General features: G+C 59.0%; 31 protein-coding genes. 14 read left to right on the top strand and 17 right to left on the bottom strand.

All coding sequences use genetic code 11. From position 1 onward, the window contains the following. Window positions 1-32: 32 nt before the first annotated feature. Window positions 33-1,112 carry a M24 family metallopeptidase gene (locus ACN2TU_RS09095; RefSeq protein ID WP_435154800.1) on the bottom strand — a complete coding sequence of 360 codons (1,080 nt, stop codon included), beginning with the start codon at window positions 1,110-1,112 and terminating at the stop codon, window positions 33-35. Window positions 1,113-1,491: 379 nt separating this feature from the next. On the opposite strand from ACN2TU_RS09095, the gene ACN2TU_RS09090 reads away from it, so the two are divergent. From ACN2TU_RS09090 to ACN2TU_RS09065, 6 genes are all read left to right on the top strand, one after another. Next, window positions 1,492-1,971 (top strand): COX15/CtaA family protein, encoded by a 480-nt coding sequence (locus tag ACN2TU_RS09090; RefSeq protein ID WP_435154799.1) that lies wholly within the window; start codon window positions 1,492-1,494, stop codon window positions 1,969-1,971. Between the two features lie 94 nt (window positions 1,972-2,065). After that, window positions 2,066-2,908, top strand: a complete 843-nt coding sequence (locus ACN2TU_RS09085; protein WP_435154798.1) for a transporter substrate-binding domain-containing protein — start codon at window positions 2,066-2,068, stop codon at window positions 2,906-2,908. An 18-nt stretch (window positions 2,909-2,926) separates the two neighbouring features. Next, window positions 2,927-3,760: an amino acid ABC transporter permease gene (locus tag ACN2TU_RS09080; RefSeq protein WP_435154797.1), complete on the top strand. Its 834-nt coding sequence runs from the start codon at window positions 2,927-2,929 to the stop codon at window positions 3,758-3,760. Further along, window positions 3,757-4,491 carry an amino acid ABC transporter ATP-binding protein gene (locus ACN2TU_RS09075; RefSeq protein ID WP_435154796.1) on the top strand — a complete coding sequence of 245 codons (735 nt, stop codon included), beginning with the start codon at window positions 3,757-3,759 and terminating at the stop codon, window positions 4,489-4,491. The genes ACN2TU_RS09080 and ACN2TU_RS09075 overlap by 4 nt, the downstream gene beginning before the upstream one ends. Window positions 4,492-4,566: 75 nt before the next feature. Next, window positions 4,567-6,240, top strand: a complete 1,674-nt coding sequence (locus ACN2TU_RS09070) for a Na+/H+ antiporter NhaC family protein (protein WP_435154795.1) — start codon at window positions 4,567-4,569, stop codon at window positions 6,238-6,240. 267 nt (window positions 6,241-6,507) lie between these two features. Continuing rightward, on the top strand, window positions 6,508-7,050 hold the full coding sequence (locus ACN2TU_RS09065) for a GNAT family N-acetyltransferase (protein ID WP_435154794.1): 543 nt from the start codon (window positions 6,508-6,510) through the stop codon (window positions 7,048-7,050). Between the two features lie 24 nt (window positions 7,051-7,074). On the opposite strand, the gene ACN2TU_RS09060 is transcribed toward ACN2TU_RS09065, so the two are convergent. Together ACN2TU_RS09060 and ACN2TU_RS09055 are read right to left on the bottom strand one after the other, a co-directional pair. After that, entirely contained in the window at window positions 7,075-8,547 is a 1,473-nt protein-coding gene (locus tag ACN2TU_RS09060; protein ID WP_435154792.1) for a replication factor C large subunit, read from the bottom strand. A 62-nt stretch (window positions 8,548-8,609) separates the two neighbouring features. Next, window positions 8,610-9,497: a PhzF family phenazine biosynthesis protein gene (locus ACN2TU_RS09055; protein ID WP_435154791.1), complete on the bottom strand. Its 888-nt coding sequence runs from the start codon at window positions 9,495-9,497 to the stop codon at window positions 8,610-8,612. A gap of 85 nt (window positions 9,498-9,582) precedes the next feature. Here ACN2TU_RS09055 and ACN2TU_RS09050 point away from each other — a divergent pair, with 85 nt between their 5' ends. Continuing rightward, the gene (locus ACN2TU_RS09050; protein ID WP_435154789.1) at window positions 9,583-10,032 is read left to right on the top strand and encodes a pyridoxamine 5'-phosphate oxidase family protein; all 450 of its coding nucleotides are present in this window, start codon (window positions 9,583-9,585) and stop codon (window positions 10,030-10,032) included. Between the two features lie 20 nt (window positions 10,033-10,052). On the opposite strand, the gene ACN2TU_RS09045 is transcribed toward ACN2TU_RS09050, so the two are convergent. The 3 genes from ACN2TU_RS09045 to ACN2TU_RS09035 all read right to left on the bottom strand — a co-directional run bounded on the left by ACN2TU_RS09045 (window position 10,053) and on the right by ACN2TU_RS09035 (window position 11,273). After that, on the bottom strand, window positions 10,053-10,274 hold the full coding sequence (locus tag ACN2TU_RS09045) for a HalOD1 output domain-containing protein (protein ID WP_435154788.1): 222 nt from the start codon (window positions 10,272-10,274) through the stop codon (window positions 10,053-10,055). Between the two features lie 112 nt (window positions 10,275-10,386). After that, a complete protein-coding gene (locus tag ACN2TU_RS09040; RefSeq protein ID WP_435154787.1) occupies window positions 10,387-11,055 on the bottom strand; it encodes a bacterio-opsin activator domain-containing protein in 669 nt (222 codons plus the stop codon). A 68-nt stretch (window positions 11,056-11,123) separates the two neighbouring features. Next, on the bottom strand, window positions 11,124-11,273 hold the full coding sequence (locus ACN2TU_RS09035; RefSeq protein WP_435154786.1) for a hypothetical protein: 150 nt from the start codon (window positions 11,271-11,273) through the stop codon (window positions 11,124-11,126). 44 nt (window positions 11,274-11,317) lie between these two features. Here ACN2TU_RS09035 and ACN2TU_RS09030 point away from each other — a divergent pair, with 44 nt between their 5' ends. From ACN2TU_RS09030 to ACN2TU_RS09020, 3 genes are read left to right on the top strand one after another with little or no spacing between them, the layout of a single operon-like run. Continuing rightward, on the top strand, window positions 11,318-11,947 hold the full coding sequence (locus tag ACN2TU_RS09030; RefSeq protein WP_435154784.1) for a GNAT family N-acetyltransferase: 630 nt from the start codon (window positions 11,318-11,320) through the stop codon (window positions 11,945-11,947). Window positions 11,948-11,978: 31 nt separating this feature from the next. Continuing rightward, a complete protein-coding gene (locus tag ACN2TU_RS09025) occupies window positions 11,979-12,587 on the top strand; it encodes a GNAT family N-acetyltransferase (RefSeq protein ID WP_435154782.1) in 609 nt (202 codons plus the stop codon). Further along, a complete protein-coding gene (locus tag ACN2TU_RS09020; protein WP_435154781.1) occupies window positions 12,584-12,817 on the top strand; it encodes a DUF7385 family protein in 234 nt (77 codons plus the stop codon). The genes ACN2TU_RS09025 and ACN2TU_RS09020 overlap by 4 nt, the downstream gene beginning before the upstream one ends. Window positions 12,818-12,838: 21 nt before the next feature. On the opposite strand, the gene ACN2TU_RS09015 is transcribed toward ACN2TU_RS09020, so the two are convergent. The 3 genes from ACN2TU_RS09015 to ACN2TU_RS09005 form a co-directional block, all read right to left on the bottom strand. Continuing rightward, window positions 12,839-13,066 (bottom strand): hypothetical protein, encoded by a 228-nt coding sequence (locus ACN2TU_RS09015; protein WP_266078084.1) that lies wholly within the window; start codon window positions 13,064-13,066, stop codon window positions 12,839-12,841. 197 nt (window positions 13,067-13,263) lie between these two features. Beyond that, on the bottom strand, window positions 13,264-13,755 hold the full coding sequence (locus tag ACN2TU_RS09010) for a GNAT family N-acetyltransferase (RefSeq protein WP_435154780.1): 492 nt from the start codon (window positions 13,753-13,755) through the stop codon (window positions 13,264-13,266). 24 nt (window positions 13,756-13,779) lie between these two features. After that, window positions 13,780-14,391, bottom strand: coding sequence for a metal-dependent hydrolase (locus ACN2TU_RS09005; RefSeq protein WP_435154779.1), 612 nt, complete (start codon window positions 14,389-14,391; stop codon window positions 13,780-13,782). A 538-nt stretch (window positions 14,392-14,929) separates the two neighbouring features. Between ACN2TU_RS09005 and ACN2TU_RS09000 the strand changes: the two genes are divergently transcribed. From ACN2TU_RS09000 to psmA, 3 genes are all read left to right on the top strand, one after another. Beyond that, window positions 14,930-15,637, top strand: coding sequence for a helix-turn-helix domain-containing protein (locus ACN2TU_RS09000; protein ID WP_435154778.1), 708 nt, complete (start codon window positions 14,930-14,932; stop codon window positions 15,635-15,637). 419 nt (window positions 15,638-16,056) lie between these two features. Then, on the top strand, window positions 16,057-16,674 hold the full coding sequence (locus ACN2TU_RS08995) for an Ntn hydrolase family protein (protein ID WP_435154777.1): 618 nt from the start codon (window positions 16,057-16,059) through the stop codon (window positions 16,672-16,674). Then, on the top strand, window positions 16,671-17,414 hold the full coding sequence (psmA, locus tag ACN2TU_RS08990; RefSeq protein WP_435154776.1) for an archaeal proteasome endopeptidase complex subunit alpha: 744 nt from the start codon (window positions 16,671-16,673) through the stop codon (window positions 17,412-17,414). Before ACN2TU_RS08995 ends, psmA begins: the two co-directional genes overlap by 4 nt. A gap of 37 nt (window positions 17,415-17,451) precedes the next feature. Here psmA and ACN2TU_RS08985 read toward each other — a convergent pair whose 3' ends face one another. The 8 genes from ACN2TU_RS08985 to ACN2TU_RS08950 form a co-directional block, all read right to left on the bottom strand. Continuing rightward, the gene (locus ACN2TU_RS08985; protein ID WP_435154774.1) at window positions 17,452-18,417 is read right to left on the bottom strand and encodes a winged helix-turn-helix domain-containing protein; all 966 of its coding nucleotides are present in this window, start codon (window positions 18,415-18,417) and stop codon (window positions 17,452-17,454) included. A 421-nt stretch (window positions 18,418-18,838) separates the two neighbouring features. Then, entirely contained in the window at window positions 18,839-20,176 is a 1,338-nt protein-coding gene (gene hmgB, locus ACN2TU_RS08980; protein WP_435154772.1) for a hydroxymethylglutaryl-CoA synthase, read from the bottom strand. Window positions 20,177-20,247: 71 nt separating this feature from the next. Continuing rightward, the gene (locus ACN2TU_RS08975) at window positions 20,248-21,621 is read right to left on the bottom strand and encodes a PKD domain-containing protein (RefSeq protein WP_435154771.1); all 1,374 of its coding nucleotides are present in this window, start codon (window positions 21,619-21,621) and stop codon (window positions 20,248-20,250) included. 154 nt (window positions 21,622-21,775) lie between these two features. Further along, complete coding sequence (locus ACN2TU_RS08970; RefSeq protein ID WP_435154769.1) at window positions 21,776-22,069, bottom strand: hypothetical protein; 294 nt, start codon at window positions 22,067-22,069, stop codon at window positions 21,776-21,778. A gap of 50 nt (window positions 22,070-22,119) precedes the next feature. Next, window positions 22,120-22,449, bottom strand: a complete 330-nt coding sequence (locus ACN2TU_RS08965) for a hypothetical protein (RefSeq protein WP_435154768.1) — start codon at window positions 22,447-22,449, stop codon at window positions 22,120-22,122. Window positions 22,450-22,519: 70 nt separating this feature from the next. Next, the gene (locus ACN2TU_RS08960) at window positions 22,520-23,101 is read right to left on the bottom strand and encodes a DUF2150 family protein (RefSeq protein WP_435154767.1); all 582 of its coding nucleotides are present in this window, start codon (window positions 23,099-23,101) and stop codon (window positions 22,520-22,522) included. A 49-nt stretch (window positions 23,102-23,150) separates the two neighbouring features. Beyond that, window positions 23,151-23,999: a TatD family hydrolase gene (locus ACN2TU_RS08955; protein WP_435154766.1), complete on the bottom strand. Its 849-nt coding sequence runs from the start codon at window positions 23,997-23,999 to the stop codon at window positions 23,151-23,153. A 32-nt stretch (window positions 24,000-24,031) separates the two neighbouring features. Beyond that, window positions 24,032-24,496: an NYN domain-containing protein gene (locus tag ACN2TU_RS08950; protein ID WP_435154765.1), complete on the bottom strand. Its 465-nt coding sequence runs from the start codon at window positions 24,494-24,496 to the stop codon at window positions 24,032-24,034. A 253-nt stretch (window positions 24,497-24,749) separates the two neighbouring features. Here ACN2TU_RS08950 and ACN2TU_RS08945 point away from each other — a divergent pair, with 253 nt between their 5' ends. Beyond that, entirely contained in the window at window positions 24,750-26,312 is a 1,563-nt protein-coding gene (locus ACN2TU_RS08945; protein ID WP_435154764.1) for a S8 family serine peptidase, read from the top strand. Window positions 26,313-26,406: the final 94 nt, after the last annotated feature.

Raw genomic sequence — 26,406 nt, 5'->3', positions numbered from 1 at the left:
TCCGTCGAATTTGCCTTCGACGTTCGTCGAACTCACCGTTCCAACACGGTCGGACGTGGAATCGCTCCTTCGTGCCCGACTGCGGTCACCGTACTTGTCGGCCAGTTCCCCGTTTTCGTCAGGATTTCCATCCCGTCCTCCGTGATGAGAACCGTATCTTCGCTTTTCGCACCCTGCACGGTCGGGTTCCAGGCGAACGCCATCGGCAGTCGGATTTCGGCGTCCGTCGTCGGCGTGGCGATCCACTCCCGTCCGGCGTAACCCGCGGCACCACCTTGATGATGTTTCTTCCATTCGTCTTCGTGACCGACCTGCCCGTAGGCCGTCTGAATTGCCTCGAACACGTCGCCCGCCGTCCCGCCGTCGATTCCGGCCTGTTGTGTCGCCGCCAATGCGGTCGCTTCGACCGTTGCCGCGGCGCGGTGCCGCGATTCCAGCCAGTCCGGTGGGTCGAATGCGACCGTTCGGGTCAGGCTGGCGTGAAGTCCCGCCCGCTCCGCGGTGACGGAGACGAGCGCGTACTCACCCAACTTCGAATCGGTCGGCGTGTAATGGCGGTACCGCTGGGCGCGTTCGCTTCCACCGACGAGTGCTACCGGGGTCTCGATGCCCTGCGAATCGAGCGCGCCGCGGACGGCAGACGCGACTTCGCGTTCCGTATCGTCCGGTTCCAGTTCTCGACAGATGGCTTCGACGGCCGCGGCGGTCTCCTCGCCGAGGGTTCGATACCTGTCGATATCGTCCGGAGTCAACGGTCGGCGAAGTGACGAGGCGTCCACCGATTCGACGTTCGGCACGTCGAAATCCGCGCCAGCGGGTGTCGTCATGTGTTCTGCGACAGCGCCCGCGAGTGACTGTTCGTACCACTCGTATTCGGTGACGACGACGTCGTCGGGTAGTTCTTCGTCGCGCAAGCGCGGTGCCTCAATAGTATCGGTGACGACGCGAAGTTCGTCCCCATCGTAGCCGACGGCGGCAACGCCGACATCTCCCTCGCGGTCAACGACGTTGTTCCCACCCGTAAGCCACGCGAAACTGTTGGAGCGTGCGAACCAGACTGACTGGAGATCGCGCGCGTCGAGGAGGGCGTCGAGACGATCCAGTTTCGTCATACTGTGTCCGTCGCCCTCAATTCCCTTGAACCTGTTTCTGTCGGATTCCGCCGACTGTCAGAGGACATACCATTCCCATAAAATTTATTACTCATTTACAGTAAGATATGTACGCCCACCATGCCGCCCGCTGGTGGCTTCGCAGGCCTGCACAACTCCCGCTGAACCCTTCCGCCCAACTGTTCCCATTTCCGTCCCCTTTCTCCTGCCACAGCGATCCTCCGCCAATCCGCGACATTCCACTCGTCCTGCCGTTTGCTCCGTTTTTCTCCGACTCCCACATTCAGGGAAAGTCGGACAGACCTAAGTACGACGCCTCCTAACTCCCGGGAAAGGGGATTACCGTGATACGACACGACATTACCGAGGTGAGCGCCTGATGGGGTCACGATTCAGGCGCTTTGCCGCCTTCACGACGGGCCTGACGTTCGCTCTCATCCTACTCGGCGTCTACACCGCCGCGTCGGGGGCGGGCCTCTCCTGTAGCGCCCAGTGGCCGTACTGTGACGGTGGATTGCTCCCACAGAGCATCCCGAGTTTCATCGAATGGTTCCACCGCCTCGTGGCGATGGTAACCGGCTTTTTCATCCTCGGAACGACCGTAGGCGCGTGGAAATACTACGACAGCACCCGCATCCGAGTCGCGGCAACCATCGCGCTCGTCGTCCTCCCGGTGCAACTGCTCCTCGGTGGCGCCACCGTCCTCATCTACGGTCCCGCCTCGCAGGTTGCTCACCACGCCGCCGCGATGGTCATCTTCGCATCACTGATGGCGACCACGCTGTGGGCGTACGAAGAACCCGACAAAAGCGCAACGTCGGCAAGCGAATCGACCGCTGGCTATCCGTCGGACGACTAACATCTCCCGACGAAACTTTTAGCGGATTCATGCGAGAAACCGATAGTAGCTTTCTATACGATGATTGACCATGTAGTATCGGGGGAGAACCACAATGCACAGACGGACCTTTCTCAGGGGGAGTGCCGGAGCTATCGCTGGGCTGACGCTCGCGAGCAACGCGAGCGCACAGGACGGCGGCGTCGTTAGAATCGGCTCCGACATTCCGTATCGACCGTTCGAATACCGTACCACGGGCGGAGAACTCATCGGTTTCGACGTAGACCTCGCCGAGGCGATTTTCGGCGAAGAGTTGAATCGGGAGTACGAATTCGTTCAGACGAGTTTCGACACCATCATCCCGAGTCTCAACAACGGGAATTTCCGCGTCATCATGAGCGCGATGACTATCAACGACGAGCGGGCACAACAGGTCGATTTCTCCGACCCGTATTTCACCGCGTATCAGACAATCCTCGTGTTGCGGAACGGCAACATTGACCAAGTAGCAGACCTACAGGGAACGACGGTTGCAGTTCAGAAGGGAACGACCGGCGAAGCAGCAGCACAAGAGTTGAGGCGGGAGTTCAACGGCAATCTCACCATCGACAGTTATGACCAGATTCCCGGCGCGTTCTCCGCGCTTGGAAACAATCAGGCTGCCGCAGTCATCAACGACAACACGGTCAACGCCGAGTTCGCCAACCAGAACGAGAACGTCGTCTTCCTCGAAGCGGAGGAGGACTCCGCAGCGACGGGTGAAGACGTGCCGCCATACCACACGCTCACTGTCGAGGAGTACGGAATCGCGTTTCGACAGGATGACGACCAGTTCAGACAGCAGGTCAACGACGCACTGGCGGGGGTTCGGGAGTCCGGAACGTACGACGAAATCTACTCGGAATACTTCCAAACGGCGAATGGGACGACCGATGGGGGCATGACTACCAGTGGCTAACCGCCACAGGAGGACGTGATGGCTGAGACGTACACCGACGAGAGGGGAATCGAACGCTCGACGGAGCGGAAAGAGGGGTTGCTGACCGACCGGCGCGTCAGATGGATCGGGATGACGATTGCCGGTCTCTTTGCAGCCGGTGTCGCCTTCTTTCTCTATCTGATTCTCGCCGACTTCGTGGATTACGACCTGCTGATAGCGATTCTACCGCAGTTTGTCGAGGCGCTGTTTCTCGTCCTGCAAATAATCCTCATCTCTGGCTTGCTCGCGCTCTTTTTCGGCGTGCTCGTCGGACTGGGGCGCGTCTCCAGTACGTCATTCACACAGGGCATCGCGACGATGTACGTAGAGTTCTTCCGCGGGACGCCACTGCTGTTCCAGTTGTTCGTCATCTATCTCGGTGTTCCGGCGTTCTGGCCACCGGGCGAGTTCCCGCTTCAGAACTGGAGTTTCGCGGCGGCGATTATCGGTCTGACGCTCAATCACACCGCCTACATCGGCGAGGCTGTAAAGGGTGGCATCAACTCCGTCGCCGAGGGACAAACGGAAGCGGCGCGATCGCTCGGCATGTCGTATATCGACTCGATGCGATTCGTCATCCTGCCACAGGCCTGGCGAAACGCGCTGGCGGCCATCGGGAACGACCTCGTGATTCTCGTCAAGGACACGTCGTTGCTGACGGTGCTCGCTATTCCCGAACTCATAAGCGTCTTCCGCAACGTCAACAGCGCGACGTTCGACGCGTGGACGCCAATCGTGGTAGTTTCGGTTGCCTACCTCGTCATCACGCTTCCGCTCGGGAAAATTGTTCGGACGCTAGAGGAGCGCTCCATGTGGGGGACGGAACGATGAGCGTCCCCGAAGTGGAGTACGACCACGTTGACAAGTACTTCGGCGAGACACACGTGTTGAAAGACGTCAATCTCGCCGTCGATGACGGTGAAGTCGTGGTCGTCGTCGGACCGAGCGGAAGCGGGAAATCGACGCTACTGCGATGCACGAACCGACTCGAAGAGATTCAGAACGGCGAAATCAGAATCGAAGGACAGGCCATCACCGACCCGGACGTAGACGTGAACGAACTCCGGGAACACATCGGGATGGTGTTCCAGAGTTTCAACCTGTTTCCGCACAAAACGGCGGTGGAGAACGTCGCACTCGCACCCAAAGTCGTCAAGGGATTTGCCGACGACGAGGCGGAGAAATGGGCGAGCGCCATGTTGGACCGCGTCGGCCTCTCCGACCAAGCCCACAAATATCCGAACCAGCTCTCGGGCGGCCAGCAACAGCGCGTGGCAATCGCTCGTGCGCTGGCGATGGATCCGAGCGTCATGCTGTTCGACGAAGTCACCAGCGCGCTCGACCCGGAACTCGTCGGCGAGGTGCTCGAAGTCATGCGGAATTTGGCGGAGGAGGGCATGACGATGCTCGTCGTCACGCACGAGATGGGCTTCGCCCGCGAAGTCGGCGACCGCGTCGTGTTGATGTCCGAGGGGCGCATCGTGGAGTCGGGGCCGCCGCGGGAGTTTTTCGCCAATCCCGAAACGGAGCGCGCGAGACGGTTTCTCGCACGAGTCCACTAAGGAATAATTTTTGATTTCAGGCGATTAGGTATCACGCGTCGAAACCCATTTATTTGCCCACTTGAGAGACACCGTATGACTCTCGATCAAATCAACGCGGGTTGGCTATCTATCGTTCCGGCCCTGCTGGCAATTAGCCTCGCGTGGTATTCACGCGACGCTATCATCGGCCTTTTCGTCGGTGTTGCGGGGGCGGGCGCGGTTTACGGCGCTCTGAAACCCGCTTCAGCAGGCGTTCCGTCGGATATGATTGGGGGAGCGTTTGGCCCCCTTCTCGGCGCGATATTTGGCTTGAAACACGTCCCGACCATCATCGCAACTGCGCCGCTCTTTTCGGATTCGTGGTACGTCGAAAACGTCTTGCTCGCCATCTTCGCCATCGGCGGCATGATCGGTTTGATGATTCGCTCCGGCGCGATTCAGGGTGTTCTCGAAGCATTGGCGGCGCGAGCTGAATCGCCCGCAGATGCCGAGAAAGCAGCGTTTCTCGCGGGTATCATTATCCACATCGACGACTACTTCAACTGCCTCGTCGTCGGCTCGATGATGCGTCCGTTGACGGACAAGTACAACGTCTCGCGGGCGAAGCTCGCCTACTATGTGGACAGCGCCGGAAGTCCGGCGGCCCGCCTCGCCTTTTACTCCACGTGGGGCGTCGCGCTCATCGGATTCATCGGCGGTGGCCTCGAACAAGCGGCGAAACAGAACACCCTCCCTGCGGATATGAGCGGGTACGTCAACACGGGCGGACAGGAAGTGACGGCGGCGACCGACCAGATCTGGCCGCTGTTTTTCAACAGTCTCGCGTTCGGCTTCTACTCGTGGACAGCGCTTATCATCGCCGGACTCGTGGCGTGGCAGGTCGTTCCCAACATATTCACGATGGGTGACGAGGAACAGCGCGCCCGCAACGGCGGCGGCGTCGTCGGCGACGACCACGACCCGATGATTTCCCGCGAGATGGACGAGTACGAGATGGCAGAGACGGCGACCCCGGATTGGCGCAACTTCGCCATCCCCATCGCGACGATGATTCTCGTCGGTCTCGGCGCGATGTTCTGGCGCGGGAGCCCTGTCGTCTCCGCCCCGCAAATGACCACCCTGTTCTCGCTTGGCGGGTATCAACTCATCCTTCCAGCGGGCGGCCAATGGTCGTTCAACATCGGCGGTATCCAACTCGGCCTGGCGTCCTTCTCCGCGCTGGTCGTCGCGTTCGTCCTCTATCGGGTGAAGGGCGATATCCCGAGCAATAAGGACGCGACGGAGGCCATGACGCGCGGGTTCAAGGGAATCCTCCTCGCCGCGGTCATCCTGATGTTCGCCAGTTCCATCCAGAACGCCGTGACGATTCTCGGCATCTCGAAGTTCGTGACGAACTGGTTCTCCGGCGTCCCGCCGTTCCTCGTGCCTGTTGCACTGTTTGCGGTCACCAGCATGGTCAGCTTCTCCGACGGGAGTTCGTGGGCGACGTACGGCATCATGTTCCCCATCGCCATTCCCGTGGCGTTTTCCACGGGCGCGAACCTCCCCCTCGTCATGGGTGCGGTGTTCAGCGGCGGTATCTTCGGCGACCACAGTTCGCCCATCAGCGACACGACGGTGCTCGCCTCCTCGACCAGCGGGAGCGACCACCTCGTCCACGTCAAGACGCAGATTCCTTATGCGATCATCTGCGCGACGATTGCGGGCACGTTATTCCTGCTTCTCGGCTTCGTGCTTCCCGAGGGCTTCCGAATCTTCCCGTACTGACTCGGGTTTTCTTCGTTTTTTGTCGGCGGTACGTAGGGGGTCACTCCTTCATCGGCCGATGCTGATTTTGGCGAGACAACTGCTGATGTGGGGTTCAGCACGATACAGTTCCGAAAGTGATAATGAGACAACCTAACTGTAATCGCTATGCACAAACCCCACGTCGATAAGTCCCCCTTCAATCGTTTCATCTCCGTGATTCTCTCGATCCGCAATTCTTGTCGCATCCGTTTATTTTGATAATCCGATAAGTGATATCGTTTCATAATGACGAACACGCCATTTCTCGAAACAGACCACGTAACGCTTCGGCCCGCGACAGAAGACGACATCCAGTTCCTCCGAGCGAACCAGAATGACCACCGTGTGCGAGCGACGCGACACGCCCACCTTCCCGCCGACAACGATTGGGCACGGCGACGATTCGGCGGAACCATGGGGCAAAACGACGACTCCATCGGCCTGCTCGTCCGCGCCGAGGGAAGTCCCGTCGGGTTCGTCCGCCTCGTCCGCGAACATCCGTGGATACACGTCACGCGGGACGGCGAACTCGGCTACTGGATTACGCCGGACGAACGGGGCAACGGCTACGCTGCTGCCGCCGCCGAGTGTATGGTCGAGTTCGCTTTTGCCGAACTCGGACTCCATCGAGTGACTGCCTCCGCGTTCGACACGAACGAGGCCTCGAAACGGGTGTTGGAAAAACTCGGCTTTGTGGAGGAAGGCGTCTCTCGAAAATCGGCGTACGTGGATGGAGAGTGGTGTGACGTAATTCGGTTCGGACTGCTCGAAGACGAGCGGGAGAACTGAACGCAACGGGATTCCCGCCCGATTTCACATGAAGTCGCCGAGACCGGACTGGCCGTCGTCTTCGTTTTCACTCTCGGATTCCTTCTCGTCGGGGTCTTCGGGTTCCTCGTCTTCCAATTTATCGGATTCCGACTCGCTTCCCGCCTCCGACCCATCGTCTTCCGTTTCGTCGGATTCCGAGACAAAACCACCTTCGAACGCACCGCCGGAGTGTTCGACTGCGGCCTTCTCCTTCAGTTCGTCCGCATCCTCGACGATTTGCTGGACTTTCTTGGTGTCCTTTCCGCTTCCGGTGACGAACGAGACGTGCTTTTCCTCCATGTCGTACCGCGCCGCCATCGCCACGGTCAACTCCCGGTTTTTGCAGTGATGGGTCATCTCAGCGAGGTAGGGGATGACCTCCCGCCGAGCCGTGCTCATGCTGATACCGCTCTCTTCCGCGATTTTCCGCGCGATGTAGTCCCGGGTGTTGCGCGCACCTTTCGAACTGCCGAGTTTGCGCCAGTAGCTCGGCGGGCCGTAGCGTGTCCAGCCACCCTTCTTTCCGCGGCGTGACGCGGCGACACCGGCGGTCGCGTTGTCGGTCGCGTAGCGCCAGTATCGGTAGTTCTGGGTGGCCCGTACGCGACCCAACCAGCGGTCGGCGTTTGCCATGAACTCGTAAGCGTCCGCGAGTTCCTCGCCTTCGTAATCCTTCGGGACGTTGTCCTCTATCCAGTTTAACAAGTTGTCGGGCGTCTCGTCCACGTCGTAGGAGGCCTTCAGCGCGCCTTCCGCGTCCTCCTTTTTGATGAGGTCGTCCAGAAAGTCGAAGATGCCGCTCGTCGTGTCTCTCTCGCCGGTCACCACGTCGTCAACCGTGAGATGGCCGTTCGACGCTGCAACCGCTTGCAGGTCGTTCACCGCGGAGCGCAGGTCGCCACTGTCGTTCTCCGCGATGGCTTCCAACGCCTCGGAATCGTACTCGATATTCTCTTGCCGACAGATATCGCGGAGGACGGGGGTGATGCTCCGAGCCGACACGTCGCGGAATTCGATCGTTTCACAGGCGTTTCGCAGGGAGTTCGACATGTCATAGAACTCGTTGGCGATGAGGATGAGCGGTTGGTTCGCCGATTTTACCACATCCGTAATCGCTCGCGACCCGCCGCGGTCGGCGTTGTGCGTCAGGTTGTCCGCCTCGTCCATGATGACGATTCGTCTACCTGCCGTGCCGCCCGTCAGGGTGCCGCTTTTCGCCGCCTCGCCCGCAACGCGTTTGATGACATCGCCGGTTCGTTGGTCGCTGGCGTTCAGTTCGATGGTCTGCCATCCCATATCGTTTGCCAGCGCGTGGGCCGCCGAAGTCTTCCCGACACCGGGACTGCCGTGGACGATGACGGCGTCCCCGTGTTCGTCCCACGTCTTGGCCCACTCGTGCAGTTTGTCCCGGGCCTTGTTGTTCCCGCGCACTTCCGAGAGCGTGCTCGGGCGATACTTCTCCGTCCAGTCTACCATTACGTCGACCTATGCAGGTAGTGCGTTTAGTGGTTGCGAAGGCTGAGCCGAACGACCGATGACTATAGCAGTCGCCCCTCCGCAACCGGAATCACTCGCCCACCGACCTGCATCTCGATTCCATCCGTACTCTCCGACGCCCGAAGATGAAGCAGCGAAGGACGTCCCATCTCGTATCCTTGCTCGACTCGCACGTCGATTTGGTCGGCGTCGAAGTAGTCGTTAGCGACGAGATATGCGGCTAGACAGCCGTTCGAAGATCCGGTTGCCGGGTCTTCGGGGACGCCGGCACAGTCGGCGAACACCCGCGCGTGCAGATCGTTTTCCGCCTCGGTTTCCGGCGCGAAAAGCAGAATGTTCAGGTTTCCGTAGGGTTCGATGAGTTCCTCGTAGTATGGTTCGTGATTCGTCCGTGCCCGCCGAACTGCGTCCAGCGACCGGAGTGGAACGACGAGTGTCGGGAGGCCGGTCGAAACGAGCTGGACGGGATGGGTTTCGTCGATAGCGCCCTCGTCGAGGCTGAGAACACGAGTCGCGAGAGAGTGGTCGATAGTCTTTTCGAACGTAGGCGGGATTTGTCGCATCCAGAATCGTTCGGTTCCCTCGTCGTCCCGTTCGATGTGAACCGGAATCCGTCCCACATCGAGATTCAGTATCAGTTCATCCGGTCGGTCGTCGCGGACGAACTCCCGAATCACGAACGCGGTGCCGAGGGTCGGGTGTCCCGCGAACGGGATCTCCTCGGCAGGGTCGAAAATTCGCACGTCATAGCCACCATCTCGGGGGGTGGACGATTCGATGAACGTCGCTTCGGAAAATTTGGTTTCCCGAGTGATATCCTGCATCTCCTCGTCGGTCAGGGAGTCGGCATCGTGGACGACGGCGAGCTGGTTGCCGGCGTACTTCTCCTGTGCGAACACGTCCACGACGTGGAATGGGTTGTCGGCCATGGCTGAATCTGTCTCTCGGAAGCAGGAAAGCTGTTTGTCCCTCCCACCACACCTTTTTCCCCCGACGAGTTGTACTGCCACTGCTATGGGGGATTTCCAAACAGTGCAGATGACAGACGAGGAGCGGGACGAATTTCTGATGACTGGTGGGACAGGGGTAATTTCGTTTCCGGCAGGTATCGACGAGCCCCCGTTATCTCGACCGGTGTCGTACGGGTACGACACAACGATGGCTCACTTTTACTTCCGATTCGCGTCCGCCCCGAAGGGCGAGAAATCGGAACTCGTCGGTCGACCCATCTCGTTCGTCACGTACGACCACACGGACGAGAGATGGCGGAGCGTTATCGCCACGGGAGAGCTAGACGACGTGGAAGCGGCGGACGTAGACTCGGAAATCATCGACGGAATGGGCCGGGTCGATATTCCCATCGTCGATATGTTCGACCGACCTGCGAGAGAAGTTTCGTTTCGATTCGTCCATCTCATCCCTGACGAACTGACGAGTCGAAAGGAAGCACGAGTCGAGGACTGAGAAGCGAGCGGTTCGTGGCCCTATTTTATATCGATTGAATCGTCGTCGACGACCACCTCGTATCCCGCAAACGAAAACGAAATCCTGAGATTTGCTCCTCCGTGTTCGACCATCGCGTTCAGCGCGTCCGGGTCGATACTGTCGTACAGTCGCGGAAGATTGCTCGTTTCCACTCCCGCATGGTCGGCGACTGCGACAACGATTTGGTGACTGATGGGTTCGTGCTGTTGCGTTCGGGTCATTGCGGTGTGACTCTGATTTCTCGCGTTCATGTTTCGCACGTGCAATCATGGTATCGACCCGACAACCCTGACGGTATCGCCTATGTCGAATGGTTTGGTGGGGGGTGTCGTTTCACACGGCAGTCTCTCCGCCGAACATCGTTCCAAGTAGTTTTTCCAATCCTGTCCACAGATGCTGACTGAACGTCGGTTGCGAGACGCCGAGTGCGCTCGCACAGCCCGCCGCGGTGCTTTCGCGCGGCCACGAAAGATAGCCGAATCGCACCGCGGTTTCGACCGCACGGATCTGTTTTTCAGTCAGATTCGATAGCAGGTAGGCGGTTTGTTCTCGGTCTGCAATCGCCGGGATGCTTCGACCGAGGGAGCGTTTGGCGACGAGGCCGGCGGCAGCGTGTCTCTCTTCGAACGTCTCCACGACTTGCCGAACTGTTCCATACGGCGGCACGTCCGCGATAACGACGGCGTGACCGTTTTCCGCCCGTGCGCGCTTCAACACGGCATCGGTGTCGGCCAGCGTCGTCGTCACGCACGGCCCGGTGACGACGAACGACATCAGCGTCGAGTCCGGACGCTCACGAACGATTCTGGCATCACGTGCCGTCGATACGGAATCGACGGTATCGAGCAGAATTTCCGGCCGGGCCGCCCGAACGTCGAAAAATTCGAGGATGTTTCCGTCCGACCGACGAATCGCCTTCTCGCCGACGAGTTCGCACCCCGCTTGCTTGGAGGCCGAGACGAAAAAACACGACTCGTCCCGGAGCGAAAATTCCAGTTCCACGGTCTCTCCTCGTGGCGGCTGCGGTTGAGATTGGCGAGTCATTCGATCCGGCTAGGGCTCGTAACCCATTACGTCCTGCGTGGGTAGTGTGAGCAGAGTTCTCGATTGCTGGCGGTGTGATTGCGGGACGATTCGGCGTCGAGGCGGCGTTCTGGTTCCTCGCCGGTCTCGCAATTCTCGACACGCTGGTCGTGGCTATCGGTGTGCGTGACACTCACCAACTGTCAAAAATTTTTTATCCTTGCCACCAGTCGTCCGTGCTATGTTCCCCGAACGCATCGAAACGGAACGCCTCGTACTGGATGCACTGACCCACGAGAACGTCGATGTGTTCGATCTCTACTCGCATATTTCCCACGACGCGCCGAATATCGACGAGATTACGGAACACGTTACGTGGGATCCACACGCGACACCGAAGGAGACAAAGGATTTCATCGACACGATGGAGAAAAACCGCGCCGAAGGCGAGGGTGCGGAGTTCGTGATTCGCCTGAAGGAAGGCGAAATTGATGTCTCGTCTGAGTCCTCCACCGAATCCGACGAAATCGTCGGCCTGACCGGTCTAAACATGAAGTGGGAACGACGAACTGGCACGCTCGGTATGTGGCTCCGAAAACCCTTCTGTGGGCGGGGCTACTCCGGCGAACGTGCCGCCGCGCTGATGGAACTCGCCTTCGAGACGCTCGACCTCGAACTCGTCGCAGTCGACCATTGCGATGGGAACGAGCAATCGAAGCGAGCCATCCAGAAGTATATCGAGGCGCACGATGGCCAGTACGACGGACTGCTCCGCAACTGGCATCCCGACGGCGATGAGGTTCACGATGCCCACCGATACACCGTGACGCGCGAACAGTGGCAGGAAAGCCAAGACGGTGACGAACTGTGAGGGCGACGAGCGGCGAGAGGGACGCCGAAGCATGACGAACCTGTTTCCCGAGCGCATCGAAACCGACCGACTGGTGCTGGAACGACTCTGTTATGACAACGTTTCCGTCTCCGAACTGTACGACTTGTTCTCGGGTTCCGAGGGAGACAAGGTGTTCGAACACATTCCGCAGTCGCCGTATCGGTCGATGAAGGAACCTCGTGACCGAATCGAGCAGGCGGAAACGCGATGGGACGACGGTTCTCTCGCCCAGTACACGGTTCGTCCGAAAGCGGACGAACCGAACGCAGGTGAACTGGCCGGAACTGCGGTGCTGTATCCGGAGTGGGAAAAACGGAGCGCTCGCCTCGGTCTCATCCTCGGGAAACGATTCTGGGGTCGAGGATATTCGGGCGAGCGGGCAGCGGCACTGCTTTCCGTGGCGTTCGACTGTCTCGACTTCGAACTCGTCTCGGTCGGCCACAACGCTGGAAATCGACAGTCGCGTCGGGCCATCGAGAAATACGTCGAGCGATTCGGTGGGCAGTTCGACGCAGTACTGCGCAATTGGGTTCCGATGGACGACGAAGTGGACGACGGGCGTCGCTACACGATTTCGCGTGACGAATGGGAAACGAACCGCGACGGTGGTTGGTCATGACTGACCGATTCGATGTCCACGCAGTTCGCCATCGGCTGAAGCTGAAGAGAGATGCCGGACACACTTTCCTCTTCGAAAGTCGGGATTCGGTGGTCTGTCCGGCGTGCGACGAACCGTTCGCCGAGGTGTTGTTGACTGAACAACGAAAACACAGCTTTCAACCAACCGGATCGATGCGGTTCTGTGTCGTTCGAGAAGAGAACCGAACATTGCTGTTCACACACGACTGACGCCGTTTTCGGGTCGTTCCCTTACGATTTGTATTTCGCGATGAGCGACCACAGACCGAAGCCCATCCCGGTTCCCGCCGCCGAAGCGGTCAACCCCATCGAGAGGAATGCCAACGTTTGAACGAACAACACCACGACAGAGGGGAGGCTGGTTCGAAGCGGTACCTGTGCCTCTTCGTCCCGAATCGTCGGGATGAGCGAAATCATGATGACGATACTACCAGCTAGGAAGACGTACTCTTGCCACATCGTTTCTCACCTCCTGCCGTCCCCCTGAGAGAGTAATGGGTGACTGGCAGGCGTTATACAGAGATTAACTCAGAGTCGAATAAATATCTCGATTTGGGATGGGGTTTGGAATGATCTATAATTTCGGTGGTGTGCTATCGAATCTCGTGTAACTAAATGCCGTGCGATTGATTCTCATTCACGAGCGATGTTCCAGGTCACAGTTTTCGAGCGACCATCTCACCCCAATGTTCGAAGCCGTAACGGTCATAAAACGCCTGTGCTCGGTCGTTTTCCCTGTCAACGTCGAGAACGAGTCTGTCCAACGGGAGCGATTGGTCACGGGCGAGGGCAATCGCGGCATCCATCAGGTCGTCGGCGACGCCGGTGCCGCGATAGTCGGGATGGACGAAAATCTCGTTCAACACTGCCGCATCCCAGATGAACGCGAGACGGACAGGCAGGACGAACACGTAGCCCACGAGTCCGTCGCCAGCGTCGGCGACGGTGACACAGCGGTCGTCGTCGGCCACGCACCGTTCGACCCAGTCGAGGTATTGCTCCCTGTAGTCCTCGGTCAGTTTTTGGTTGTAGCGTTCGGCTTTGTCGTCACCACCTGTTCCCGCGCCGAGTCCGAGTTCGAAACCACGCTTGAGTTCCCACAATTCGTCTGCATCGGTGTCACTCCGTCCGTACGGGCGAATTTCCATACCCCTTGTCTGTGTGGCAAGGGCTTACTTTTTGCGTGACTCCCAGACCCGGAACCCGAGAATCCCGAAACTCATCAGCCCGAATAAGAGTTGCCGTCCACTTCTGACGATGGGAAACACCCGTTCTTTTTGGTTCGGGTCCGGCCCTCTTGCGAGGTCGAATCCGGTTCGGTAATGCGTGTTCTCCGTCGAACCACGGGCGTGCGGTTCGATGAACGTCTGGACGAAGCCTTCTTCGTTCGAAAACTGCAACTTTCCGGAGACGCTGTAGAACTGGTCGTGAAGGGGATAGAACGCGTTTACGCCGTTTGTGAACAGATCCAATCCGATTCCCGCGACCAGCAGTGAGATGAGACTCACCCACGCGATTCGGACGCCGGACTCCCCCCAGCGCCGACGAATCCAGTTGCCGTTCGCTCTGTCCGCGAGGAGGAGCGCGCCGATTCCCATCGGAATGAGTAGCGTGTGTAAGACCGCCCTGTGTCCCCCCGGAACCCACAACCCCACCAGTGTGTCGAGGTCTGGTAGTGCGGCGGCGGCCATCACCACCACTGCTGCACGACCATCGAAATGGTCAGACAGCAGTGATGTAGCGAGTAAGCCTGCCACCGCGACGTGTACGACCGTCGATGGCATCAGGGGTTGGACGGCATCGTCGGAGATAGTAATTGTCCGGCAATGACTGGTGTAGGCTCGCCGTACTTTCCGATGACGGTCGGTACGTTCGGATGAGTCGCGTTTATTCTGGATTAGTTTCGGTCGGGATGTGCTTGGGAACGTTATTGGGACGTTTCCGGGCGCGTTGCAGTGACCTTCTCGGACGGTTTGTCCTTGAAGCCACGCCAACGCATTATCACTGCACCCCACCCAGACGAACGGTTGCGTCCGCGAGTTTCACACGAGTGGCGAGCGTGAGAGAGCCATGAAGTGCATCTCCTTGCGGGCGGGGAGGAGTGGGTTTGCTGGCGGGTGCGGCGGTCTGATTGGGGCCGGCAGCACCGAAGGACGCTCTAGATACGTGAAAAAGCGGGACTAACCGGTTCGGTGTGTCCGAAAACAACCTCGAATCCCGAAATCACTGACGCCGAACCCGATGTCTCCTTCCCCGTAGTTTCGACGGGTGTCGAAGGGTGTTTTCGATATACTTTTCCGTCCGACAACCACACCCAAATTCATGACAGATGCGCGCCGGACGCTCGCGGAACAGATAGCGGGCGAAATCACGCTTTCCGACGACCCCGGGGCGACCCTCCGAAAGTGGCGCACCGACTTCGACGTGTCCCAGACCGCGCTCGCCGACCATCTCGACGTTTCCTCGTCAGTCATCTCCGACTACGAGAGCGGACGGCGCGAGAACCCCGGCATCGGCGTCGTTCACCGAACCGTGATGGCCCTGCTCGACATCGACGAACAGCGAGGTGGCGACCGAATCCGACAGTACGCCCGCGTCCTTTCGGCAGGTTTCGACAGCAACATTGTCAACGACCTGCGCGAGTATCCGTCGAGCGTTCCGCTCTCGCAGTTTTACGAAGCAATCGATGCCACGGAAGTCGCATCAGGAGCGAAAAACGGCATTACCGGTCACACGGTCATCGACAGCATCGAGGCCATTACCCGTCTTTCGAGCGAGGAATTCTACCGCCTCTATGGCCAGAGCACGAGTCGTGCGCTCGTCTTCACGAACGTCAGTCGCGGGGAATCCCCGCTGGTCGCCATGCGCGTCGTCAACCCGACGCCGAACGCGGTCGTCCTCCACGGACTCGATGCCGACGACCTCTGGGAGCACGCAGGGAAACTCGCCCAACTCGACGGCTTCTCGCTTGCCGTCACTGACTGCGAGAAGGAGATGATGCTAGACGCCATGCGCGACCTCGCCCCGTAAAGGATGGCGTACTGAATGCCACAATTAAATCATTTCGTATGTGTTCAATTTTATTAATGAGTGCCGAGAAAACCCACACAGGTGTCGAGTCTGACTGCCCGACCTTTCCGTGGTGTGCCGAAAATGTCGATAAAACGACCGATGAGATTCAAATCGCACCACCCACCCGACGGCCACGTGAACATCTTTCGACCGCGCACTCGTCCGCACACACCTGGCATCTCCACGTCGAGTGCGCCGGTCAGTGGCGGAATTTCGTCCGCACCTCCGAACCCTCGCCGGGCGCGGCGCGTTCCAAACGCTCGTGGAGGGACCGCTGTCCGGCGACGTAAACGAGATGGTCGAATGGAACGATTCCTAACACGAGCTAAAATATATTTTAGCTAATACTTTTCCGAACAGGGGATCTTCGTTTCTCTATGGCCGAATCGAAACTCACGACCGGGACGACGACGGTTGCCTTGACGACGGCTGATAGCGTCCTGCTCGCGGCAGATCGCCGCGCCAGCCTCGGTGGTCGTTTCGTCGCCAACAAGAAAATGGGGAAAATCGAGCAAGTTCACCCGACCGCCGCGATAACGCTCGCAGGTGGTGTCGGTGACCTCCAATCGTTCGTCCGGACGCTCCGGGCCGAAACCAACCTCTACGAGACGCGGCGAAACACCGTCATTGACATGTCCGCGCTCGCTACGCTCACCGGGAATCTCCTTCGAAGCGGGCCGTACCGCGGCGCACAGCCAACTCTCGGGGGCGTCGATGCAACCGGTTCGCACGTCTTCGATTTGGATACGGGCGGGGGCGTCATGGAATCGGAGTACGTCGCGGGCGGAAGCGGCATGCAATTCGCCTACGGCGTCCTCGAACGCGAATACGAAGCCGACCTCTCGACCGAATCCGCCCGCCGCGTTGCAGTCCGGGCTATCGAAAGTGCCACTGAACGCGACACTGCGAGCGGAAACGGGGTCACGGTAGCGACCGTCACGAGCGATGGCGTCGAAATTCGCGGCTACGACGGGTTCGAGGAGGTGGTCGCATGAACGGTCAGCGCCAACAGGCATACGACCGCGGGACGAACATCTTCTCGCCCGACGGCAGGTTGTACCAGGTCGAATACGCCCGCGAGGCGGTTCGCCGAGGAAGCGTCAGCGTCGGCATTCGCGGTCACGACGGGGTCGTCTTGGCAGCGAGCAAACGCGTTCGGCCACCCCTGCTCGAAGCGGCGGGTATCGAAAAGATTCACAAGATCGACACTCATCTCGGCGTTGCGAGTGCAGGTCACGTCGCGGATGCCCGCCAACTCGTGGATTTCGGCAGACGACGCGCCCAAACCGACCGCCTGCGCTACGACGAACCGATGGCCGTCGAACCGTTCACGAAAGCCGTGACCGACCACGTTCAGGAGTACACCCAGCAGGGCGGCGCGCGGCCGTTCGGCGCGGCTCTGTTGGTCGGCGGCGTTGATTCCGATACGAACGGCGACCTCCGTCCGCGGTTGTTCGAAACAGACCCGTCGGGAACACCCTACGAATGGCAGGCAACCGCAATCGGTGCGGACGACGACACGGTTCGGGAGTATCTCGAAACGAACTACGACTCCGAGCCTTCGGTCGATGCAGGCATCGAACTTGCACTGTCAGCACTCGCCGACGTACGGGGTGAACCGCTCTCTCCCGAAGAAGTCGATGTCGGAGTTATCGACCCGACGTACCGCGGACTCGATGTGGACGCTCGTCGAGAAACGTTAGAATCGCTTGACCTGCTGGCCGACGGGGCATAGTAGACGGTCGGAATCGAAGTCGGTTCCCTATTTTTCACTACGATGCCGCGCCCGAAACCGTCGTCTCTTGTACCGTCACCACGTCGAGATTTTCGGCGACGAAGAGGGCCAGCACATCGCCGTCGAGTTCCGTCGAAACCCGCACACACCACGGTTTCTCGGAGACGACCGCTTCGCGCCACTCCTCGCCAACGTTCCAGACGGGTCGCTCCCGGATGTCGATTCCGTGGCGATGATAGAACGAAATGACCTCGGGATGTTCGAGCACCGCCAAGGTCACCGGCGAGCGAAGCCGACAGCCACAACGGTCGCAGTCGAACCGGACGTTCGGACGGTCCGCGCCATCCGAGGTATCGTCCTCGTCGGAACCGGAATCCGTGTCGAAATACCCGACATGGGCCGCCGCCGGGCCGCTACACTCCGGACAGACGCCGTCGGCCATGAGCGATAGGCGGTGGCGGTGGTGGCGGTCGAACGCCGTCAGCAGGCCGTCACGGTCATGTGCCCGGTGGCCACCCGGCGGAAACGGGAGGGTGAGTGTCGGCCTGTCGCAGGCCGCACATTCGATGACGACGTAGTTGTCTTCGCCGTGGGCGACGAGGGATTCCTCCCGACAGAAGGGGCAGGGGTCGGACAGGTCGATGGGGTCGAAATCCACGCTGTCGGTGTAGGTTCCGGCACGAATCGCGCGGGCGATTTCGCGCCCAGCGTAGGTCAGCGCGTAGCCACGCTCCGTTTTCCGAATAAAATAGTCGGTCAGTTGGCGAAGATGATACGAAAAGCCCGCCGTGTTGTCGGCGGTGGTCGCCTCGAAAAGTTCGGAGAACGCAAGGGTATCCTTTCCGTCCGCTTCGGCGTCCACGAGCGCGCGAAGCACCGCCATCCGAACCTCGTTACCGAGGACGGAGAAGGCGTCCGTCGGGTTAACTTGTTCGTCACTTTCGGAGGCCGTAGTTTCGGGGAGGTCGTTCGCCGACTGTGACTCTGACTCGGTTTCGGTCATTGTGTTGGTGGGTTGCTGTTCGAGAAATTCGTCGTTCAGGGTGTGTTCCTTGGTTACACAGTGGGTGGCGACTCGGATAAATCGTTTGTCCACGGAAACTTCGGTGGGTAGTCTGGCGTTATCCTGTTGTGAACTTCTATTAATTTTGTGATATTGTTGGTTACAACATGTTGATCGCTGATGCTAACTCCAATTCACGCCCTCGCTTGGTCAGTCACTCGTGGCGTCGCCACTCGTTCCTTCTGTCGCATCGGGCAAACGAGGAATGAGCGACTGCAAGGAGCGAATGACGAGTGAGGGCGTGGCCTACTGCCTGTATCAGTAGTCAACACTCCCAAACCGACCGTCTCGGTAGCTCAGCCACACGAAGAAATCATAACTCGAAAAACCGGAACGTCACTTCATCGCCGTACTCGAAGCGTTATTCGACGTATTCGTAGACGCGCTCGTCCATCTCGCCGCGACCCGTGAAGATGAACTCGTCTTCGGGTTCCGTGAAGTCGCCGAGTTCGACGCGCTTGTCGTGATTGTGGCGGTCGTGAACCTGCTCGTACTCCTCGAAAGAGAGGTTGTAGCGGTTGCGAATCTGCTCGTCGATGGTGAGTTTGTCGATTTCCTCTTCCCACCCGTTCTGGATGGTTTCGGAGTGGATTTCGGCTTGCGCACCGCTACCGTAGGAGGCGACGAGAAGTTGCTTTCCGGTCACGTCGACGTCGTTTTCTGCGGCGTACCGGAGTGCCGAGGCGCGGGCGATGTGAACCGAGCCGGTGTACCAGTTGCCGACTTCGCGGGAGATGCCGAGGGTCGGTTCGATGGTGTCGCTGTACCACGCTTGATACTGGTCGGTCGATTTGAGTTCGTCCATGTACGCGCGAATGGCCTCTTCGTAGGCTTCGCGGTCGTCGTACTCTTCTTCGCGGGGTTGGCGACCGATTTCCTCCGCCAACTCCTCTTCGACCTCGGTGTCCCGAATCATGTGTCGATAGCCGAGCAGCCCCGCTTTGCGCACCATACCGGGGAACGGCGTGTGGAACGGGATGTACTCGAAGTCCTCGGGGTGGGTGTCACCTGCGACGCTCTCGAAGTCCTCCAGTGCCTCGCGCATCCGAGCGAGGTAGACCTGCATGGAGCGTTTGCCGTCGACGCTCGGGAACTGCTGGTTGGGCTTCAGGAAGTCGGTTTCGTCGGCGCTGCCGTACCCCTGCTCCGTCGAAAGCTCCATCAGAGCCGGGTCTTCACTGATGAGCATGGCAACTGCACCTGCTCCTTGCGTCGCCTCGCCGGGGTCGCCACGCGCATAGAGCGCGGTGTCGGTGGCGACGACGAGTGCGGATCGTCCGCGATTTCGCCCCGCCTTGATCCAGTTGTAGGCGTCATCCAGGCTCTGTGTTCCCGCGATACAGGCGAACTTCCGCTCACCTTTGTTGGCGTGGTGGAAGTCGCCGTCGTACACTTGTTCGAGACAGCCCGCGATGTACGTCGAAACCGGCTTCGAATTGTCGAACGCACTTTCCGTCGCCACGTCGATTCGACCGATATCGTCCGGCGTCAGATCCTTTCGCTCCATGAGACGGTAGGCCGCGTTCGCGCCCATCGTCACGATGTCTTCGTGTGCGTCGGGGAACGAACTGGCATACAGTCCCAGTCCCTTCGTGAAATAATCCGGATCCTTGTCCTTCACAGGTGCGACCGTCTCCGGCAGGTCGAGTTTCAACTTCCCGGTCCAGATTTCGATGGCATCGATACCGACGGCTGTCATTCTTGCCACCACTTTGTCCAACGTGGTATAAGGATTTGTCGATAGAACTATCGACGGTCGTCGAAATCCGTTTACCGGAGGGGACGGAGAACGTCTTCGTTTCCGTTGTTCCGTTTGCGTATGTGAACCGAAACGGTGACTGTTATCGTTTCTACGCTTATATCGACTGGTTTGTCGTTTTGTTTCTGGAATTCTATCAAATACACGCGGGCTTCCGTGCCGCTTTGTATGGTAGCGTACCGATTTCTACCATTATTTCGAAGTTCGATTTCACTGTCCAAATCGTATCCTCCGGGTGTCCTCCGTGCATATCCGTTTCTAGTTCCCGAAACGGACACCTCTGGGGCATCGTAGAAGTTACCGAATACGTCGTCACCTCTTAGTTGGGTGGCGGGATTCGGTGCTGTAACCGCGACCGACTGGATCGTGATGCTCTCGGAAGCAGTATTGGTAACGTTGAACGCTACAATCGACTCTTTTCCGTTTTTAGACCCTTTCAGTGCTCGAGCCTCGTTGGCATATTCTAATCCGCTAACCGATAGTTGTTTGCTGACCGTATCTGTCGCACCATCGTCGTCGGTGACTGTCAGCGTCACATCGTATGTACCTGATGAATCGTACGTGTGAGACGGCCTCGGCCCGGTTGTCGTCGTCCCGTCGCCGAAGTTCCACACGTAGCGCACGACATTGCCGTCGTCAGCTGAGTCCGTCCCATCGAAATCGATAGTTTCACCGACGCCCGGGTTCAGTGGCGAATACGTAAAGTCCGCGGTAGGTGGTTGATTTGGTTCACCTGATTGTCGAACATGAATTACGACCGGATCTGCATCTCCACCACTCGCGGCGTACACCGTGACGCTCCCTGTTGACCCGGCGCTAATCGTCGTCTCGACATGTCCGCTCGAATCCGTCGTCGCACCTTTGGGAGTATGTGCGACGATGCCAGTTCTGTTCAGGCCAAAGTCCACGTCCGTATCCGTGACGGGGTCGCCGCCGTAGGTCACTTCCGCACCGAGAGTGGCGGAAGAGTACGCCGTTTTATTCAGAATACAAACCTCGAGAGCCCTATCACAATCCAGATTTTCGCCCGCTATCCACTCCACATCGTAGGTTCCACCACCAGTTCCACCGCCGTCGCCGGCGCTCGCTTCGATATCGAAGGTCACCCGCTCGTGTTCTGCGCTGTTGTCGTCGATCGAGAGCGTGACCGTTTCGGTTCCGGGGGAGTCCGCGCTGTGGGTGAATCGAATTCGACCTTGCTCGTCGGTTCGCGCGCTCGTCGGCGGTACGTTACCGCTCGTGTTCACGACAACACCGCTGACCGGATTGTTGTATTCGTCGCGAACTTCCGCGACGAGCGTGGTCGTCTCACCGACAGAAATGCCACCGCCGCCGCTGACGTTCGTGATGTACGTCGCGTTTGTCTCCCACGTATTCGACCCCACACCAACCTTCGACATTCGGAGGTCATAGGTGACCCTCGTACCGCTCGCGTCGGTTTCGAGCAGTCTCAGAGAAAGAACGCCACGTTCGACATTGACGCCGGCGACGTACCCCTTCGGTGCCAGCTGATCGGAAAGGAGTTGTTTTCATTTTTCCTCACTGAGGGTCGTCGGCACGCGAATCGTCACGTTTCCACTCCTGTTCGCCCGCACCGGAATCGTCCGCGTCACGGTGGTCGAAGGACTGACTGCATGCGGGTCGATGCTTGCCGTCGTGGACTGGGATTTCGACAGCAACCCGTTGAGCGTGACGAGCGTGATGCTCCGCCCTTGGACGAACTTGTTGCCCGGTCAGGGTCGCGTTCCCCTCGTCCGCACGGTTGTAGACGACCGTGTTCTCCATCACGGTATCGGGTGCGTTTCCATACTGATTGTAGTTCGGCGCGTACACCAGCGCGCGCGTGGAAAACGAAGAGGTTCGTCCGACCGCTATCCCAGTAGTCAGCCGTTTCGGGCGCGCGTGCAGTGACGGTTTTCGACACCGAGCGCGCCCAAATCCGCCGTTTGCAGCGTTCCCGACGTCGGCGGCGGGTTGATGAAAAACATGCGACTCGGATACTGCGTCCCGAGTGTCACCGAAGTTCGCTGGCCTGCACCGGTTGCGCCCGTCCGAATCACGGCGTTGCGCACGTCCTGCATCTGGCCATGTATCCGTTCGTTGTGGCGAAACTCCACCTCCGCGTTCTGGGTCGGAATCGCGGTCGCTTGATACAGCGACATGGCGACGATGAGCGTGGCAAACAGCAAAATCGTCCCTACCTGCACGGTCACCCCCGCTCGTCCGCCCAGAACGTCATGAATGGGACAGATACAGGAAAAGGATAAAAAACCTGTTACTCGATTACTTGTCTTCTTCTTCGACCACTTCGGGGTCGCTCATGGCGCTCTGGAGGCTGTCGAGACCGTTTACCCACTCCGTTACTAATCCGTAATCCATGTCTTCGGTGACAGACATGTCGAGTTCGTCACCTGCGATGATGCGCGTTCCACCGGCGGAGACGAGACCCAGTGCCGAATCCAAATCCTCCGCGGCCTCGGCCTTCTGCGCTTCCAAGATGTACTCCTCGACTTCCGCGTCCTCCGCGGGGCCGTGCGCCACGTACTCCTCCGAGGCGTAAAAGACACAGAGGAGACTCGTCTGGACGCCATCGATAAGCATCGCTTTTTCCTCGTCTTCGAACTCGACTTCAGCGAGGACGGTCTCACGGATGTCCGTGAGTTCGCCAAGCGCTGTCTCTTCGTCGATGTCATCGTCATTGTAGGCGGTGACGATTTTGGCGACGGCGATGGCCACGTCGTCCTGAAGATTGAGGAGCAGACGCGCCGAATCCTCGTTCTCCGGGTCGATGTCCTCGTCCTTGATTCTGTCCAACCAGTTCTGCCAGCGTTCTTCGGAGTAGAACTCCTCTGGAGGAGCGCTCATATCTCTCTCCTGCGTAGCACGATAAATAGGCCTTTCCTTCGGCCCGCGTCTATCGGGACAGCGTTTCGACCGTATTGATGCCGTACAACCGCTCTGGCGTCGAAACGTGGGCTGTTCGAATTTCACCGTCGTACCCCTGCTCTTGCATCCAACTGACTCGCCGCGGAACCGTCTTCGGCCCCATCACCGCACCGGGCCGGTCGGGGTCATCCACGAAGTCGGTTTCCATTAAAAACGGCTCCTCACGTTCGACAGCGACCGTCAATCGTTCTTTTTCGCTCATCACACTCGGTGTTACTCCGGCCAATTTTCCGCCCGCATAATGTTTCACGACACGCTCGGGCGCGAGTCCGGCGGCTTCGGCCCACTCAGCGATGTCGGTGAGGTCGTCGGTTCCCTCCGTATGTAGTTGGACGGCACATCCCGTCTCCGCTCCCAACTCTAGTGCGCGCCGGAGCACGGCATTCGAGGCGTCCCACACCTCGTCAGATACGTCGTAATGTGGTCGCCCCGATTTCAAGGCGATAGCGGAATCGTTCGCGACGTATTCGCTCGCGACTTCGAGTCCTGCTTGCATTAGATCGCGTGCGTCCGCGGGCGCGTACCCGCGGTCGTCCACCAACTTCGAGATGAGACCGGGATGGACGCCGAGGACGGGCCACGCTCGTCCCGGGAGAATTTCGTTCGAGTGCGCGACGACATCGACCGTCGTATCGAACACCGAACGAAAGTCATCGCCCGACTTCGCTTCGACGCCGAGCAACCACGACGGTTTGTTGACGACGAGGAGATGCGTGCCGCCGCTCCGAGCGAAATCTTTGACGGCTTCGATGCCCCGCCCGTGGTCGGGGTCTAGATGCATGTGATTGTCGAGGACGGGCGTGCCGAGGTCGTTCATGTGTGACCCGTCGCACCGCGAGGAAAAAACGCCTACTCTTCTTCGATGACGAACGCATCATGTGCGGCGTTCTGGAGTGCGTCGGATCGTCCGTACTCGCCGGGTGCGATAGCGACCGTTCGAACGCCGTTTCGTGCCGCTTTCTCCAAGACGGGTTTGAAATCCGTATCCCGCGACGCGATAGCGAGCGCGTCAACTCGTTCGTCGAGCGCGAGTTCGGTGGCGTCGATAGCGAGTTTCACGTCCACGTCCCCGCTCGTTATCACGACTTCGAATCCACGCGCCTCTGCCGCTTGAATCAGGCCCGGCGTGGCGTGTTCGTCGAGATAGAGTCTGGCGACAACGAGTTGACCGAGTTCTCGTCCCGCCGCTCGAACGTCGTCCAAATCCACGTCGAACTGGTCGCGAAGCACGTTCGGGCCATCGACGAACAGCGCGACGGTTTGCTTGTCGTCGTCAGCCTTCCCGCCGAGTACCGACCGCAGGCCGCCAGTCATGCGTCGGACTAGATGATACCGAGACATAGCCGTGGCGATTCTACCCGTTGACAACACCAAGCGTAAACACCGTGGCGATTTCAGCGCAGAATCATCATTACCGATATTATATTCTATAATTCATATAATTATCGTACTCATACTATCAATTAGTATCACGAAATTTCGGCTTTATTTATTTTTCCAATTCTACAGTTTTCTTATTTGAATAAATAAAATTTAAATATTGGTAGGCGGTTTGATAGCGTGCTGTATGGTAGACGACAACACATCTCGATTTGACAGGCGGACATTCCTGAAAACGACCGGCGCAATTGGTGCGACTGCAGCCCTTGGTGGGGTCACTGTAGCGACGCCGGGTCGTAAACCAGGGCCAAAGGAAGACGAAGTACTGGTCGGTATCTCTGCGGGTGAGGGAGACATCGAACAGAAGGTCGCCCAGTACACGATGGGCAACGCCGAAATCGTTCACAAAAACGAGAAGCTTCGCTACGTCGCAGTGAAAGTTCCCGGCAACGAGACTGCCCGCGAGAACTTCATCAATGCTATCAAAAAGCGGGACGGCATCAAATATGCCGAGAAAAACGAGACGCTCTCGACGCAGCTGACCCCGAATGACCCGCAGTTCGGAAGCCAGTATGCGCCACAACAAGTGGAATCCGACACCGCATGGGACACGGCAGGAACCGGCTCCTCGGACGTCACCATCGCAGTCGTGGACACGGGCGCACAGTACGACCACCCCGACCTCGCCGCGAACTACAAATCCAACCCCGGACAAGACTTCGCTGATGGCGACTCCGACCCATACCCGGACGTCCCATCGGAAGAACAGCACGCCACTCACGTTTCCGGCTGTGCCGCCGCAGTCGTTGACAACGGCACTGGCGTCGCTGGCCAGGGTAACTCCTCGCTCATCAACGGCCGCGCGCTCGACGAGAGCGGCAGCGGTTCGACGGCCGACATCGCGGACGCAGTCGAATGGGCCGCAGACCAAGGCGCGGACATCATCAACATGTCGCTCGGTGGCGGTGGATACACGAGCACGATGAAGAACGCGGTGTCGTACGCGAACAACCAAGGTTCGCTCATCATCTGTGCCGCTGGTAACAACGGGAGTAGCAGTGTCTCCTACCCGGCAGCCTACAGCGAATGTATGGCTATCTCGGCTGTTGACAGCAACGAGAACCTCGCCTCGTTCTCCCAGTACGGCGACGTCGACCTCGCCGCACCTGGTGTGGACATTCTCTCCACGATTCCGACCGACAGCTATGCACAGTTCAGCGGTACCTCGATGGCGACGCCCGTCACGTCCGGTGTCGCTGGATTGACGCTCGCACAGTGGCCGAGCCTCACGAACAACGAACTGCGTACCCACCTGAAGGACACCGCGAAGGACATCGGCCTCTCCTCGAACAAGCAGGGTGCCGGTCAGGTCAACGCCAACAACGCAGTCACCACCGAACCCGGTAGCGGTGGCGGCGGTGGCGGCGGAGACTCCTTCACCGAAACGGTCAGTGGCTCGCTATCGAGCTACGCCGACTACGCCGACTACTCGTGGAACTGGGAGTACAGCAGTCCAAGCCAGATCAAACTCGAACTCAACGGCCCATCGAGCGCCGACTTCGACCTCTACGTCAACGAAGGCACGACGACGGCCGCAAGTCCGAGCAACTACGACTACGCATCCACGAGCACCAACAGTCAGGAAACAATCACCATCGACAACCCTGACACCTCGACGGCTCTGCAGATCGACGTTGACTCCTACAGCGGGTCGGGAAGCTACGACCTGACCATCACGGAGTACAAGTAACCGCAGTCGATCGATCGGTTCCCATTCTCCCGTTTCGATGCTTGTCGAGTGACGACGACGGCGTCACTGATTGTTCGGCTTTAATCTTTAATTA

The sequence above is a fragment of the Haladaptatus marinus genome (genome assembly GCF_051194195.1).
Note: the sequence above shows the minus strand (reverse complement) of the source record. Positions and strands in the feature narration are given on the sequence as shown.

What these genes read in the sequence shown, in the direction of transcription:
- ACN2TU_RS08985 (WP_435154774.1), bottom strand. Translation starts at nt 18,417, where the DNA reads ATGACCGAAACCGAGTCAGAGTCACAGTCGGCGAACGACCTCCCCGAA.
- ACN2TU_RS09005 (WP_435154779.1), bottom strand. Translation starts at nt 14,391, where the DNA reads ATGCCATCGACGGTCGTACACGTCGCGGTGGCAGGCTTACTCGCTACA.
- ACN2TU_RS09060 (WP_435154792.1), bottom strand. Translation starts at nt 8,547, where the DNA reads ATGGTAGACTGGACGGAGAAGTATCGCCCGAGCACGCTCTCGGAAGTG.
- ACN2TU_RS08960 (WP_435154767.1), bottom strand. Translation starts at nt 23,101, where the DNA reads ATGAGCGCTCCTCCAGAGGAGTTCTACTCCGAAGAACGCTGGCAGAAC.
- ACN2TU_RS09010 (WP_435154780.1), bottom strand. Translation starts at nt 13,755, where the DNA reads ATGGAAATTCGCCCGTACGGACGGAGTGACACCGATGCAGACGAATTG.
- ACN2TU_RS08995 (WP_435154777.1), top strand. Translation starts at nt 16,057, where the DNA reads ATGGCCGAATCGAAACTCACGACCGGGACGACGACGGTTGCCTTGACG.
- ACN2TU_RS08950 (WP_435154765.1), bottom strand. Translation starts at nt 24,496, where the DNA reads ATGACTGGCGGCCTGCGGTCGGTACTCGGCGGGAAGGCTGACGACGAC.
- ACN2TU_RS09030 (WP_435154784.1), top strand. Translation starts at nt 11,318, where the DNA reads ATGTTCCCCGAACGCATCGAAACGGAACGCCTCGTACTGGATGCACTG.
- psmA (WP_435154776.1), top strand. Translation starts at nt 16,671, where the DNA reads ATGAACGGTCAGCGCCAACAGGCATACGACCGCGGGACGAACATCTTC.
- ACN2TU_RS09015 (WP_266078084.1), bottom strand. Translation starts at nt 13,066, where the DNA reads ATGTGGCAAGAGTACGTCTTCCTAGCTGGTAGTATCGTCATCATGATT.
- ACN2TU_RS09020 (WP_435154781.1), top strand. Translation starts at nt 12,584, where the DNA reads ATGACTGACCGATTCGATGTCCACGCAGTTCGCCATCGGCTGAAGCTG.
- ACN2TU_RS09070 (WP_435154795.1), top strand. Translation starts at nt 4,567, where the DNA reads ATGACTCTCGATCAAATCAACGCGGGTTGGCTATCTATCGTTCCGGCC.
- ACN2TU_RS09075 (WP_435154796.1), top strand. Translation starts at nt 3,757, where the DNA reads ATGAGCGTCCCCGAAGTGGAGTACGACCACGTTGACAAGTACTTCGGC.
- ACN2TU_RS09000 (WP_435154778.1), top strand. Translation starts at nt 14,930, where the DNA reads ATGACAGATGCGCGCCGGACGCTCGCGGAACAGATAGCGGGCGAAATC.
- ACN2TU_RS09090 (WP_435154799.1), top strand. Translation starts at nt 1,492, where the DNA reads ATGGGGTCACGATTCAGGCGCTTTGCCGCCTTCACGACGGGCCTGACG.
- ACN2TU_RS09095 (WP_435154800.1), bottom strand. Translation starts at nt 1,112, where the DNA reads ATGACGAAACTGGATCGTCTCGACGCCCTCCTCGACGCGCGCGATCTC.
- ACN2TU_RS09045 (WP_435154788.1), bottom strand. Translation starts at nt 10,274, where the DNA reads ATGACCCGAACGCAACAGCACGAACCCATCAGTCACCAAATCGTTGTC.
- ACN2TU_RS08955 (WP_435154766.1), bottom strand. Translation starts at nt 23,999, where the DNA reads ATGAACGACCTCGGCACGCCCGTCCTCGACAATCACATGCATCTAGAC.
- ACN2TU_RS09050 (WP_435154789.1), top strand. Translation starts at nt 9,583, where the DNA reads ATGGGGGATTTCCAAACAGTGCAGATGACAGACGAGGAGCGGGACGAA.
- ACN2TU_RS09025 (WP_435154782.1), top strand. Translation starts at nt 11,979, where the DNA reads ATGACGAACCTGTTTCCCGAGCGCATCGAAACCGACCGACTGGTGCTG.
- ACN2TU_RS08945 (WP_435154764.1), top strand. Translation starts at nt 24,750, where the DNA reads ATGGTAGACGACAACACATCTCGATTTGACAGGCGGACATTCCTGAAA.
- ACN2TU_RS09080 (WP_435154797.1), top strand. Translation starts at nt 2,927, where the DNA reads ATGGCTGAGACGTACACCGACGAGAGGGGAATCGAACGCTCGACGGAG.
- ACN2TU_RS09055 (WP_435154791.1), bottom strand. Translation starts at nt 9,497, where the DNA reads ATGGCCGACAACCCATTCCACGTCGTGGACGTGTTCGCACAGGAGAAG.
- ACN2TU_RS09065 (WP_435154794.1), top strand. Translation starts at nt 6,508, where the DNA reads ATGACGAACACGCCATTTCTCGAAACAGACCACGTAACGCTTCGGCCC.
- ACN2TU_RS09085 (WP_435154798.1), top strand. Translation starts at nt 2,066, where the DNA reads ATGCACAGACGGACCTTTCTCAGGGGGAGTGCCGGAGCTATCGCTGGG.
- hmgB (WP_435154772.1), bottom strand. Translation starts at nt 20,176, where the DNA reads ATGACAGCCGTCGGTATCGATGCCATCGAAATCTGGACCGGGAAGTTG.